General features: G+C 66.6%; 15 protein-coding genes. 4 read left to right on the plus strand and 11 right to left on the minus strand.

Going from position 1 to position 12,822, the window contains the following annotated elements:
• Window positions 1-84: 84 nt before the first annotated feature.
• The 9 genes from MFF30_RS09310 to MFF30_RS09350 form a co-directional block, all read right to left on the minus strand.
• Window positions 85-963 carry a DUF4238 domain-containing protein gene (locus MFF30_RS09310; protein WP_238279002.1) on the minus strand — a complete coding sequence of 293 codons (879 nt, stop codon included), beginning with the start codon at window positions 961-963 and terminating at the stop codon, window positions 85-87.
• Window positions 964-990: 27 nt separating this feature from the next.
• A complete protein-coding gene (locus MFF30_RS09315) occupies window positions 991-2,070 on the minus strand; it encodes a hypothetical protein (protein WP_238279004.1) in 1,080 nt (359 codons plus the stop codon).
• Window positions 2,071-2,124: 54 nt separating this feature from the next.
• Complete coding sequence (locus MFF30_RS09320; RefSeq protein ID WP_238279005.1) at window positions 2,125-2,412, minus strand: hypothetical protein; 288 nt, start codon at window positions 2,410-2,412, stop codon at window positions 2,125-2,127.
• Between the two features lie 75 nt (window positions 2,413-2,487).
• Window positions 2,488-2,793 (minus strand): helix-turn-helix domain-containing protein, encoded by a 306-nt coding sequence (locus MFF30_RS09325; RefSeq protein WP_238279007.1) that lies wholly within the window; start codon window positions 2,791-2,793, stop codon window positions 2,488-2,490.
• Window positions 2,793-3,116 carry a type II toxin-antitoxin system RelE/ParE family toxin gene (locus MFF30_RS09330; RefSeq protein ID WP_238279009.1) on the minus strand — a complete coding sequence of 108 codons (324 nt, stop codon included), beginning with the start codon at window positions 3,114-3,116 and terminating at the stop codon, window positions 2,793-2,795. Before MFF30_RS09330 ends, MFF30_RS09325 begins: the two co-directional genes overlap by 1 nt.
• An 86-nt stretch (window positions 3,117-3,202) precedes the next feature.
• Entirely contained in the window at window positions 3,203-3,553 is a 351-nt protein-coding gene (locus tag MFF30_RS09335; RefSeq protein ID WP_238279011.1) for a hypothetical protein, read from the minus strand.
• 124 nt (window positions 3,554-3,677) lie between these two features.
• Window positions 3,678-4,211, minus strand: coding sequence for a hypothetical protein (locus tag MFF30_RS09340; protein WP_238279013.1), 534 nt, complete (start codon window positions 4,209-4,211; stop codon window positions 3,678-3,680).
• Between the two features lie 155 nt (window positions 4,212-4,366).
• Window positions 4,367-5,137, minus strand: coding sequence for a P-loop NTPase family protein (locus MFF30_RS09345; protein WP_238279014.1), 771 nt, complete (start codon window positions 5,135-5,137; stop codon window positions 4,367-4,369).
• A gap of 32 nt (window positions 5,138-5,169) precedes the next feature.
• Window positions 5,170-5,622, minus strand: coding sequence for a hypothetical protein (locus MFF30_RS09350; protein ID WP_238279016.1), 453 nt, complete (start codon window positions 5,620-5,622; stop codon window positions 5,170-5,172).
• A 281-nt stretch (window positions 5,623-5,903) separates the two neighbouring features.
• On the opposite strand from MFF30_RS09350, the gene MFF30_RS09355 reads away from it, so the two are divergent.
• Both MFF30_RS09355 and mobF read left to right on the plus strand, forming a co-directional pair.
• Window positions 5,904-6,209, plus strand: a complete 306-nt coding sequence (locus MFF30_RS09355) for a hypothetical protein (RefSeq protein ID WP_238279018.1) — start codon at window positions 5,904-5,906, stop codon at window positions 6,207-6,209.
• Between the two features lie 42 nt (window positions 6,210-6,251).
• Window positions 6,252-9,584: a MobF family relaxase gene (gene mobF, locus MFF30_RS09360; protein ID WP_238279020.1), complete on the plus strand. Its 3,333-nt coding sequence runs from the start codon at window positions 6,252-6,254 to the stop codon at window positions 9,582-9,584.
• A gap of 53 nt (window positions 9,585-9,637) precedes the next feature.
• Here mobF and MFF30_RS09365 read toward each other — a convergent pair whose 3' ends face one another.
• Both MFF30_RS09365 and MFF30_RS09370 read right to left on the minus strand, forming a co-directional pair.
• The gene (locus MFF30_RS09365) at window positions 9,638-10,240 is read right to left on the minus strand and encodes a hypothetical protein (RefSeq protein WP_238279021.1); all 603 of its coding nucleotides are present in this window, start codon (window positions 10,238-10,240) and stop codon (window positions 9,638-9,640) included.
• A 353-nt stretch (window positions 10,241-10,593) separates the two neighbouring features.
• A complete protein-coding gene (locus MFF30_RS09370; RefSeq protein ID WP_306424568.1) occupies window positions 10,594-11,340 on the minus strand; it encodes a transcriptional regulator in 747 nt (248 codons plus the stop codon).
• A 433-nt stretch (window positions 11,341-11,773) separates the two neighbouring features.
• Between MFF30_RS09370 and MFF30_RS09375 the strand changes: the two genes are divergently transcribed.
• Together MFF30_RS09375 and MFF30_RS09380 are read left to right on the plus strand one after the other, a co-directional pair.
• The gene (locus MFF30_RS09375) at window positions 11,774-12,496 is read left to right on the plus strand and encodes a nucleotide-binding protein (RefSeq protein WP_238279022.1); all 723 of its coding nucleotides are present in this window, start codon (window positions 11,774-11,776) and stop codon (window positions 12,494-12,496) included.
• Entirely contained in the window at window positions 12,493-12,744 is a 252-nt protein-coding gene (locus MFF30_RS09380) for a hypothetical protein (protein ID WP_238279024.1), read from the plus strand. Before MFF30_RS09375 ends, MFF30_RS09380 begins: the two co-directional genes overlap by 4 nt.
• Window positions 12,745-12,822: the final 78 nt, after the last annotated feature.

The raw sequence follows: 12,822 nt of genomic DNA on the forward strand, positions 1-12,822 counted from the left end.
GCCCCGGCAAATTTCCGGACCTGAGGGTACGAAACTTTCGCACCCGTGCGGCGCCTCAGTGTCCTGCGGGCTCTTGAGGCCCCGCTACCCCTTCGAACCAGTGACCCGGCCAAGCCGCCGCGTTACGGCGCGCAGGAGATCCCGTGAACCAGAGGCGATGACGCTGCTCTGGCCGACGAGGGCCCCATTCACCTGACGGATCGGTCGGTCCTGAACGAGATGGACAACCCGATCCTCGCCCTTTGCCCCGTAGGTCGACACCGCAACATCGGACGCGATCGGGAGCCAAAGCTCGCTCTCCGGGTCTCCTAGATCCTCCCTGCCTCGCGAGGACATGAAACGAGCGAACGGCAGGCTTCCTAGAACGAAGCTACGGTCGGAGCGCGGGATAAAGGCAACCGCAATCCCGCGGGCCTCAAGCACCCCGAACACCTGGGGCGATATGTTCATCAGGACGCTCATCCGAAGGGCTTGTTCGACCTGCTTAAGGCCTGCTGCCGAGAGATAGGCTGCTCTTTGGTCTGGCGGCATTGGGCCACTCTCTGCCTCCATCACTTCGATGGCAGAGAGTGCCAGATCCTCGACATCGCCATCGAGAGGAAAGCTTCTGAAGAACTCGGGGCTGCGCTTGTGCTGGATGTACAGGAACAGGAGCAAGGTCCTGCGCTCATCGGCGCTCAGGTTCAGGGACTGGCCTGCGCGTACGCGGTCGACGATCCGTCCGAGAACCGGATCGGCGGCATTCTCTACCGCTCCAAGCGCTCGCTCCACCATGGCGCTGGGCCCCCCATCAGGGCGAGCGACCGTGTAGACGTGCCGCTCCTTGAAGATGCCCTTGGGCTTGCTGCGCCAGATACCCCGGCCTGGCACACGCTTGTCGTAGACCCAGAGCATCCCCTCCGGATCGACGAAGCGCTTCTGCAGCATCTCAGGGACAAAGTGCTGCCCGGCTGGGAAGGTCATGTACCCGTCGTCGGATGAGGGAAGCGGTCAGGCTGATTGCGACCGCTCCAGCCAATCGAGTACCGCCCGAATGACCTGCTCAGCCGTGGATTTGGCGTCACGTCCCTCCTCCGGCTGGAGATCTGGAACACCACCTGGATTCTCGCCAAGGAGGCGACCGACGTGCACGCGCTGACGCATGCGGTTCAGGTGCTCGGCTCGTACGCGGAGTTGTGCTGTGAGGATCGCAGCGGGACCACCCCGGGTTGCGCTCTCAATGAGCTTCTCGGCCTTCCAGGTTCGCGGATCACCGTCGAAGTCTGAGGACTGGAACGCTCCAAGCTGGCGATCGCGTGCGTATCGAGCCGCGAAAGTGAGCGCACCCTCTACGAGCGCTGCCGACAGAACCGTGCAAGCGATCGGGGCAGCACCAGGATCGCTCCCGCGGAGTTCGCTGACAGTTTGCCTCCACCATGCGCGGAACTGCCGGAAGCCGATCCGCTCAAGAGCATCTGCAAATGCGTCGAGAGGCTCGGCGTGCCGCGGGCGCCCATCGGTACGCCGGCCGACAATATCACGCACAAGGGCGAGCGCGCGCGTTCGTACGGCAGGGTTCGTCCGGGCCGAACGCGGTCTCTGCTTCTCCGCGAACAAGCTGAGGGGACCGTGCATCTGCCGGGGTGTCAAAGATTCGCCTGCCAGCGCTAATACCTCACCAGCGACAAGGCAGGTGATCGCGCCTTCGACTGCCACTCGATTATGCCCGGCGGTAATTGCACGCTCGACGATGACCCCACGGTCCAATCGAGCATTTCGGATACCATCCGCGCGGATACGGACGTTGAGTTCAGTCTTTACGAAGTCAGCAGCCACAGTGTCGAAAAGAGGAGGATCTGCCGCCTCAAGCAGCTCTCCAAAAATTACGTCATGGTGCGAGGGTAAATACCGGAACCCATTCCCCTCTTCTTTCGAAAGATGCGGAATGGTATCGCCTATCTCGCCGTCCTGGAATCCAGCCTGCCGGCCAATTTCAAATAGTTCTGGAACAGTAATCCCTGGACTTGTCGGATCAACGAATAAGCTGCACATAAGGGCTTCTCGCAGAAGCGCATTGATCTGCGGATTCATGATTACATGCTACTCACATCACCACGGTATCGCAGTCTGCATTATGGCTGATGCCTACAGCCTCGACATCGCATTATCAGCTGCGGCCATATCCTCAGCATAGCGGTCGCGAGTTGCTTCATCGAAGGTCTGGACGTGAAGAATTTCCATGCTTCGTATGAAATCGTCGAAGTTAATGGGGTACAGCGCCCCCCTAGCCCCCCTGCTTCGTAGGGCACTCATACGCGCCTCAACTGCAGACAGCCACGCCGGGTACATCGACGGCAGCGCAGGGTCGCGTTCACGAAAGCGATCGTACTCGTCGGACGACAGATGGGCGATATAGACGGTCCGTAACGTCATGCATCAGCTCGCAGAGAGATTCTGCGAGCTTCATCGTCTCGACTTGCTGATGCGGAGCAATGTGCTTGGGACATCCTAGGCGAAACACTCCTCGCGCACGGGCTCATTGCCAAGCTGGATGTGCAGCGGTGCGCCCGTCGCCTGGGCAAACCGGCGCAGAGACGTGGTGGTAGGCGCGACCTTGCCCTTCTCCCACCGTGCAACCATCGCCTGAGACGTGCCAATGCGCCGCGCGACTTCAGCCTGAGACAGCTGGGCACGATGACGTGCTTCGGCCATGGCGAAGGCGAGCTCCATCTCAGGCGAGACTTCGGCCCGGGCGGCCTGATATTCCGGATCAGCGTTCCAGCGGTCGCGGACAGTCTTGAAAGAAATAGCCATCAGGATGCTTCTTTCGCTCTCTCTACAGCCAGATCCAACCACCGCTTGGGGGTCTTCCTGGTCTTCTTCATGAAGGCGGCCACGATCACGACCCGCTTCCCGGTAACCGACACGTACAGAGCGCGGCCATCGTCGCCGGCAGCGCTCGGGCGCATCTCCCAGAGCTTGCCCTGGAGATGCTTGACGTGCGGCTCGTGAAGTCGGTCCAGACCGAGTGTCTCGATCCGCTCCACGATCTTGTCCAAGGAAGCGCGTACCTTCACGGGCCACGCATCAAGCTCGGCCATGACAGCCTCGTTGAGAATCTCAACCTGCCAGGCCATGGCCAGAACCTATATCAAAAAAAGCATTACACAAGGGTTTCGTTCCCGATGGCGTGTGGCGATGCACCTGTTTCCACCGCGATCGGTCAGTCCTCTCCGTCCTCGGTTTCGTCGTCGCCCGCGGTCTCCTGACTTTCCGCAGTTGCACCGACCAAAGCTGCTAGCGTCGCACGCGGCAGCTTCCGCCACCGGGCCGCTTTGCGGGCCCCGACGACGCCGTACAGACCGCCGGCACACTGCCCGAGGACCAAATCGGCGTCGTTCAGCGCCGCCTCTCTGAGGAGGCCGATGGTCTTATCGTGAGCCACCTTCACGCGCATCAGTCCAGCGAGCTGGTCACGAGTGACGGTGAACCGGCCTACGGTCTTGCCTCCGAATGCGGTGCCGTAAAGCTGGCTCAGATCCTCGACAGCTTGTTCGATGTTTGCCCGTGCCATTCGATCTCTCCAACCTCTATGTCGGCGTTTTTTGCGCCCATAGTGCGAAAATTCATCCTGACATATAAATCATGGATCGACACCATGGTAGGCATTTTTGCACGTATCTCGTAGAATTCCCCTATCAGGGTGGCAATCCCGGCGGTGGTACCACGGGTGGAGGAGAGACCCAGAGCAGCAGACGGCATGTCTTCCGGCCGCCTTCCTCCCGAATGTCGCCAGCGTCCCGGCAGCGCACGATGGCCCTCTGGACGTCGTTCCAGGTCATGAGGTCGAGCCAGAGCCGTGCGGTCTCAGGGCCATGCCGGAAAGCAGCGCGCAGGCCGTCCTCCGTTCCGACGAGCGCAGCGCGCGTCGTCGTCACGCCCGTCCACCAGCCGCCGCCGGCACCCACGATGAGGGCCGCGACTAGCCCAAGCGCCACGAGCGCGGCGGTGCGCCGGTCGATGGCCTGGACACGGCCGGCGAATGCACGGCCAGAGGCTTCGGCGAGCGACGTGGACAGGCTCGCCACGGTCTCCGCTTCCGTCGACCTGCACTCGGCGCGGAACCGGGCGGCTTCGGCGTCGGCCGTCTCGCGTCCCTCCGCGAGGACGATGCGTAGGGTGTCCACCGTCTCGGCGGTGGCCGCCACGAGCATGTCGTGGCGCTCGTCCAAGTGCTCGATAGCCCCCGCGAAACCCGCGACGAGAGGCGAGAGCGGGTCCCCTGGCTGAAGTCCGCTCGCGCGTGCAGACTCCCGTAGCGCATCGGCCGTGCTGTTGGATTGAACCTCGGATGAGATCTGTCGCGGGATCGGCGCGGCGCCGCGGCTCACGGGAGCCACTCCGCGACGGGGGCGAAGCTCGCTTCCATCCGGCGCAACCAGATCACGATTTGCTGGGCCTTCCAGGGACCGAGGGCGCGCGCACCCGGCTGCCCGTAGCCTTGCGCCGCGACGAGGAACGGCAAGCCGTCCCCTTCAAGGTCGGGAGCGCACTCCAGGCGCGGCATCGAGACGAGCCTCGCACCTCGACCGACAGTGGCCGCGAAAATCGGCATCGTCTGCACCGTCTCGCTGAATGCCGCGTGCGCGCTGCGCCCCGGGGCGACCGTGCCTTCGTTCAGCACCAGGATTGTTTTCGGGCTGGCGAGCAAGCCACCTTCCTCGACGCTCTGGAGGTATGCCGCGTCGTCGATCGACGGGCCCAGCAGGTGCACGGGCACGACATCGACGCCCAGGCTCGTGAGCCAGGACAGCAGGTCCATTTCGCGAGCCAGGGCTTTCATGGTCAGGTCCCCACCGCCGAGATCCAGGATGGTGTCGTGCCGGCCGGCGATCTGTGCCTCCACGAGGCCGGCGATCCAGCTCCGCACGTCCGCGTCGTCGGCCGAGGGTGGGCTCACGGCACCGGGGAAATACCGCGCAAGGGTTTGGTTCGTCCGGTCGCCGTCGGCGATGAAAGGCGTGCGGCCGGCATTCATGGCGCGGTCGATCATCCAGCGCGAAAGGAGGGTCTTCCCGCGCGATCCACGTCCCATCGGCAGGATCAGCCTGGGCTGGCTCTCGGGCGCGAACGAGCGCTCGGGCGGGGCCTCGGGCAAGGGTTCTTCGAGGCGGGCGGCCTTGGTCTTCGTCATGATGAGGAATCCTCGTCGGAAGCCGGGCGCATGGGGGCCGACTGGTGTTGGCGGAGGGGTTGAGACGGCAGGGGCACGCGGCTGGCCCCCATGCCGGCGAGGACGGCCGCGATGCGCTCGGTCGCCTCGTCCACGCCGCCGATCGGCGGGACCGCCATCGGCGAGGGCCGCGCGGGCGCGATGCGCATGACGGGCGGTGCGAGAGACGCGACCAGGTGGACCCCACGAACCAACTCGCCCGGGCGAGGTGCCATGCGCGCCTCAACCTGACGCGCAGCTGCCACCGCCCTCCGGACCCGTCGCCAGGTCCTCGACGCCGTGTCCCGGCTCAGGGACCGGCGCCCATGTTCATCCGTCAGGTTCAGCCCGGCGAAAACGACGAGGGCCGCCGCCCACTCGATCCGGCCGGCGCCGAGTTCGCGCAGCAGTTCGTCGTGGTGCTGCGTCATCCACGTCGCCAACCTCCGGTCGCCGGCTCGGACCCTCGCGAAGGCTGCGGCGATTCCTTGGGTCTGGCGGGCCATCAGCGTCCCCTCCCCATTCGGAGGACGAGGGCCGCACAGGGGGCCGAGTGGAGCCTCACGCGGAAAGGACCGGGACGTTCAGGGGTCTTCGATGTCCCTACAGACCAAGGCACCCAAGGTGGCGCCGGCGGCCGGCGCGGCGCGGGGGTACAATGCGAATCGTCGCCCGGCGCCAAGGCCGGGGCAGAGGTTCGAGGGTCTGGACTGTGGCGGAACGGGATGCCCTCGGGGCACTGACGGTGGAGGTAGCGGACCTCCGCCTGGAGGTGGCCACGCTCGGTGCCGCGATGGGCCAGATAATCGTCGGCCAACAGGCGCAGACCGCCCTCCTCGACGCGCTCCTGGCGGCCGTGACGGACCTCGGGGCCGAAGGCGGCGGGGACGGGCTCGCCGAGGCGCTGGGCCGGATCGCGGACAGTCTCGACGCCCAGGGCGACAGCCTGGATGGCATGCGGGCCGGCCTCGACGCGATCCCCGGCGCGGTGGCGGTCGCCATCCAGGCCGGACGGTAGGGCCCGCCGATGCTGACGTACCGGACCGGGAGCGCCGGGGGTTTGAGCGGGGCGCGCGCCATGGTCGCCCACCTCCTCGAGCCTACCCTTCCGGCCGAGATGGCCCAGGTCGCGGCTTACTATGCCCGCACGCCTGGGGCCGCGTCGGCAGGACCTGATGCCTTCAACGCGACGGTCCCCCGCATCCGCGAGGACCTCGACCCGCGCCTCGCCACCCTGCTCGGCCTCGACCCGCATCAGATCCCAGATGTCGACGCGCTCGCGCAGCTCCTCGCGGGCCGGCGCGCCGATGGCGAGCCAGTGGAGGGACGGAAGCAGCGGGAGGCGATGCCCTCTCTGGCGGCCGAGACGGGGCTTGCCACCGACCGCCTCCCGACCGCCGAGGAAGTCGCCCGGGTTGTTGCCGGCCGACATGCTGGTACGAGCGAGCCCCTGCCGGCGGAGCGCGCCGCAGGCCTGCGGACACGCCTGCTTCGGCTCCTCGGCGCCGATGACGCCGCGCCGGACGCCGGTGTCGTGGCAGCGGTCGCGCAGGGTTGCCGCGCCGACGGTGGCCCCCTGCGCCCAACAGCGTTCCTCGACGGGCTGACCGCGACCCGCGCGCCCGTCCGGTTCGTGGACCTGTGCTTCTCGGCCGACAAGTCGCTGTCGCTGGCATGGGCCTTCGCCGAGACGGAGGCTGAGCGCGCCCTCCTGCATGCCGTGCATAGGGCCGCCGTGGCGGCGACGATGCGGACCATCGAGGGCACGCTCGGGCGGGCTCGGAGGGGCAAGGGCGGCCGGGGTGGGTACGAACCAGGCCACATGGCCTGGCTTGGGTTCGACCACTTCACCTCTCGGCCGACGACGGAGATCGCGACCCGCGACCCTGAGACCGGCGAGGCCTACACCCACCTTGCTACCGTCCGGGTAGCGGGATCGCCCCAGCTGCACACCCACGTATGCGCCCTGTCGCACGTCCTCACGGATTCGGGGCACGTTGGCACCGTTGACCTGGCGCAGCTGCACGGCCGAGTTCACGAGTGGGGGGCCCTCTATCAGTCCCACATCGCCACTGGCCTGCGCCGGATCGGTATCGACACGAGGCTCGACCCCGCAACGGGTGCCGCCTGCGTCGTGGCAGTGCCCGAGCGCGTGCGTGCAGCGTTCAGCAGGCGCACGACCCAGGGCGAGGCGGCCGCCCGGGCATACGCTCAGGACCAGGGCCTCGATTGGAATAGCCTCGACGCCGCCCGGCGCATCGGCCTGCTCAAGAACGGCGTCCAGGGGGACAGGCGTGCCGCGAAAACCGACGACGTTGGCGACCTCGACGCGTGGCGCCGCGAGGCCGAGTCCCTTGGGTGGCGGCCGGTCGCCTGGTCCAATCTGGACACCCCTATTCCCCTGCCCGACCGCGCCGAGCGCATGGAGATCGCCCGCGTCGCAGCGGCCCCCATCCTCGCAGAAGCCTTCAAGGGTGAGGCCGTTGTCGACGAGAGCGCGGCCCGCCTGGCAGCGGCCCGGGGCCTGGTGGCCGCCGGCATCGAGGACGCGGCGGAGATCGACGACGTGGCCCGCGCCCTCCTCGCGGGTGGCATCGAGGAGGATGGCGTCCACACCCCGGTGATCGTGCGCGAGGTGCGGGGTCCGCGCGGCGCGTTGGCGGTTCGGTTGACGACGGGCTGCCATATCGACCGCGAGACGCGCCTCGTGGCTCTGGCGCGCGCGGCGGCCGGGGACCGCTCCGCCGCCCTTACCATCCAGGAAGTGGATGCCGGAGCGGCCGGCGCCGGCCTGAACCTCACCGGAGAGCATGGGCAGGCACAGGGGAAGGCCATGCGCGAGATCGGAACGGGCGGTCGGGTCGGTGTCCTCGTCGGAGCGGCGGGCGCCGGCAAGTCGACGCTCTTGTCTGGGCTCGTTCGGGCCTGGGAGGCTCAGGGGCGCAAGGTCTACGGGACCGCGACCGCTTGGCGGCAGGCCCAGGCTCTTTCGGATGCGGGAATCCCCCCGGAACGCTGCATCGCCCTTGCCGCCCTCCTCGCCCGTGCGCGGGCCGGGACGTTGCGGCTCGACGTGGACGCGGTGATCCTGGTCGACGAGGTCAGCCTCGTTTCCGTGAAGGACTCGCTCGCCACCCTGGAGCTGCGCGAAGCGGTCGGATGCACCCTCGTCGCCATCGGCGACCCGCGCCAAGGCCGAAGCGTGGAGGCCGGCGGAGTTGTCGGTCTTCTCGGCCGCGCCCTCGGTGGAGAAGTGGCGGAAGTGACGTCGACCGTCCGCCAACGCACCGTCGAGGAACGCGAACTCGCTGGTCTCGCCCGTGCCGGTCGGGCCGGCGACGTCCTCGATGTTCTCCGCGACCAGAACCGGGCCCGCCTCGCTCCCGGCACCCTGAGCGAGACCGCCGAAGCCGTCGCGGACCTCTGGCAAGAGCGGGCCGCCGCGATCGGCGAGGACGCGGTGCTCGTCGTAGCCCCGACGCGGGAGGACTGCCGAGCGGTCAGCCTCGCCATCCGGCAGCGGAAGCGCGCGATGGGACGCCTTGGTCCTGACATCGCTGTGCTGGACGCCGTCGACCAGGCCGGAGACCTCTACGCCTTGCCCGTCGCCGTTGGTGACCGTATCAGGCTCTACGGCCGAACGCACGCGCGCGGTGCCGGTCGCGGCCAGCTTGGCGTGAACGGCTCGGTGGTGGAGGTCCTCGCGGTGGAGGAGGCCGGCCTCGTCCTGCGCGCGTCGAGCGGGCGCGAGGGGCTCGTTCCATGGACCGCGTTGCGCGACCGCGAGACCGGCGGCCGTATCAGGCTCGGTCCTGGCGACTGCCTGACCCTCTCGGCGGCGCAGGGGGCCACCGCCGAGGAGAGTATCCTCGCGATGCCAAGGGGGTCCGAAGGTGTCGGCGCTGCGGCCTTTTACGTGGGGCTGTCGCGCCACCGATCCACATCCTGGCTTGTTCTCGGCGAGGGCGGCGAGCGGCGTGCCGTGGCTGCCCAAAGGGGTATCGGCGACGCCCGCCCGATCCGCGCGGCCGACCTGTGGAGCAACGCGGCCGCCAACTTCAGCCGGCGTCCAGGGAGCGAGGGAGCCCTCGACCTCCTCGACCGGGCGGCGGCCGTCCGGCATGCGGCTGAGGACGGATTCCGGCGCGGGCTTGCCCGCATGGAGCGCCGGGCCGTGCAAGGTCTGACGCCGACGATCCTTCCCGCCCAGGGACGGCGCCGACGCATCGCGCAAGCGCTGGAGCCGCTCATCATCAAGCTCGCAGCTCGCGCGCAGGCCCTGACCCGGATCGCGGCCCTGGCCGCCGACCTTGGACGCACCCTCTCCGACGCTTCCCCGCCTCGCGCACGTATGCGGAGGACACGGACACGGACACCGGCGCCGCGTCCCTGAAGTCGCGCGGGACGGGCTACCGTGCTCCGCGCTCCTCCCGTGGAGGCGGCCCATTAGACCCCCCACCCCGATCCCTTCGGGTCGTTCGTGTCGTCGGGTAGACCGGAAGCGACCTGGCCCTCGTCACCGTACGGCCCCCGGGGTGGTCTGCCGGGCACGTGCGAGAGGTGGATGCGAGGGTGCCGGAACTCCGGCGCGACCGTTTCCGTCTCCGGTGATAGCGGGAGGTCCGGCAGGGCAGCCCCTGGGGTCCCGTGCACTACGACGGCGCAGTAAGCTGCCAAGCGCAGGAAGTGAGCGGAAGGGGCATCAAGCCCCCCCACGGCGCCCGCTGCGCTCACATCGTCGAGGAAGTCGAGGAATTGCCAGCCCGCATCGGACGGGTCTCGCCGGTGGAGCGACGCCAGGCATTCGACCGCGCCCGCAAGAGCCGAAGTCACAGCCACGACAGGCGGCCGCTTCAGCAAACTGCGCAATTCCTCCTGTACATCCAAGTCATACTGCCAGTTCGGAACGAATGCATTGTCCAGGCAGCTGTAAAAGTGCGAGACTGCGATGTACTCGCTGCGAAATGAGCCCTTGGATCTCTGGCTAATGTCCCGGAGTTCTTCGACGGCTGGCTGTATCTGCTTCAAGAATGAGGCGTGCGTGATCATGGCAATCTCCTGGAAGTCGAGCCCTGACGCGGGCGGACCCTTCAGGATGCCACTCCTGATTTTCGCCGTGGGGTGCCGAATGCCAAAAAACGTGGCCGCACCGAATTGAGGGGGGCGGGTGCAGCTGTTCAGCTGCAGTTTTGGCCGGCTGAGGGCTCAGCAGAGACCGCCCACGGTCGTTCCAGGGGTCGGAAATGTCCTCGACCGCCCATCCCCGCGCGAATCGGTGGACGCTGATTGGGGGGGCAGGCAGCCGTCATCGCCCCGTCGACGGTGGACGAGGTGTATCTTGTCTCATTCCGGCATCTTAGGCTGCCGCGATCATCCAGACGGTGCCGGCAAGGGGCTCGTCTTCATCCGGCCAGTGCGCTGATGGTACCGCGACCCTGCTTTTCGGCAGCCTTGCGACGTTTCCGATCCCCAGAATTCCCAGTTCTAGAACTAACAGTATTTGAGCCCTTCGCAGGCCTGCACCCTCCCCAAGAGGCGGGAACCGCGTCCGTTGAGGCTTCACCCGTAAGCTCGGGGAGGACCTTCGGTTCCCGGCGCCCCTTGGCTATACGGAGCCATACCGTCCACTCCCGCGAGACGATGCGCACAATGTTCGTGTCGTTGCGCCACCGCGTGAGCCTGCGCTCCTCGACCGCTACCAGGTTGCGCGCCACCGCTTCCCGCATCGCGTTCCTCACCGAGGTTTCGGAGACCCCCGCCAGTCCGGCGATCCCGCCCACGGTCAAGCGGCAGTCCCCTTCCCGGCAGAACTCGGCCGCGACCACGGCAAGCACCGCCTGCTCTGCGGGAGTGAAGTGCCTGGCCACGGATGGAGGGAAGCGTCCGGAGGCCGCCCAGACGCGCCTACGCTCCAGGCTCTCGTCCGTCCGAGGCCGGGAGCCTACGGACCTCCTGGCCTGTTTCAGCGGGGCCGGGACGATCTTCTGGATCTCGATAAGCGCGGCCAGTTCCTCGGCCTCGGCTTCCGACACCTGGCCGTCGGCGTAGGCCTTCCAGAGGAGCGACGAGATCCCAGGCAGGGTGATTCGCGGCGCCGTCCCGATCGCGCGTTTTAGTTCGTCGGCAAATATCATCCTCAGCCCCATCATAGGGCCGCAACAGATCGTTCGGACGCGCCAAGGGGCGCTCCCGTCCACAGGCAAAGCCATATCGTTGCCGGAACTCGCGTTCCGACTTGACGCCCGGGGGCGGTCCATGGCTTGTGAGGGTCACCAGACGTCCTCACACACCATCTCGATTTCGACGGCCTCACCCTGCCAGGGGTGGGGCCGTTGGCTTTTCAGGGTCTGACTTGCGGCGGCGGTGAACTCCTGATCCGAGTGCAAACTGAATGGATGCAGCTACGGATGCTCCATGTCGGCGGGACTGCACGGCCGAGTCAACGCCGAGAGGGCAACATCGCCCTCGCATCAGGATCGCGCCCCAGCCCGTCAGAACGACCGGAAACTTTACGGTTTATTAACCATGTGGTCTGAAGGGTGATCGGCATATCTGTTCGTCGGTATCCTCCGAAAAACGGACATGCCGATTTACCGATGCACCGATGAGCTGATATCGGGGGATGCTGTTTTGAAGATTGTGACTCTGGCGACGCAGAAGGGTGGGGCGACCAAAACCACGCTCTGCCGGCATCTTGCCGTGGCCGCCCAACTGGACGGTTATCAGACCGCTATCCTTGATACAGACCAGCAGGGAGGCTCCCGGGATTGGGGCGCCACACGCCTGAGCCGAGGCTACGGCCCTCCGGAGGTCCACCACGAACTATCGCCGAACGAGGACCACCTCCGCGCCACGCTCGGGGCCATCAAGGCCAAGGGCATCGAGATCCTCTTCATCGACACGCCTGGCAGCCTAAACGGGCCCATCGCCCTTAACGCGTCGCGCGCAGCTCACCACGTGCTGGTGCCGATGCGGCCGACAGCGGACGACATTAAAGCCCTGCCCCCCTTCATCGCACACCTGCGACGGGAGAGGGTCCCATTCTCCGTTGTGGTCAGCGCATCTGTCACGAACACACCTCGTCCGAAGACCGAGGCCCTCGCCTACCTGGAGGCGAGCAATCTCCCTTACGTGAGCACAGTCATCCACCAGAAATCGGTTATTCCCGAAACACTGATATCGGGGCAGACCGTTTTCGAGATATCGGGACTTACCGAGGCGGAGCGGAAGAGCGTGGACGAGTTCCGCGACGTCTATGAATGGGTTCGCACCAAGGTCGCCCTCGCACACAAGGTCGTCACATGAGCCGCCAGCGCAACAGCATGGCCGAGATCCAGCCGCTTGTGGCTGAAGCCCCCGAGGAGAAGGCTGACGAAGCCGCACCGGCGTCGAAGGACCCGAACGCGCGGAAGAAGGTGAGCCTCTACATCAAGCAGTCCCACTACCGCCGAATCCGCTCTGTGGCTGCCGACCGCGATCTGATGATGCAGGACGTCCTCGACGAGGCCCTGACCGCATACTTCACCGCGAAGGGCTATATGCCTTCAGTCTGACTGAATCACAGATGCACCGATGCACAGACATCGGTGTATCTTGATTAATGGACGCGCATGAGATGCGCAGCTGGGTCG

This window comes from Methylobacterium goesingense (assembly GCF_022179225.1).
Classification (GTDB): domain Bacteria; phylum Pseudomonadota; class Alphaproteobacteria; order Rhizobiales; family Beijerinckiaceae; genus Methylobacterium; species Methylobacterium goesingense.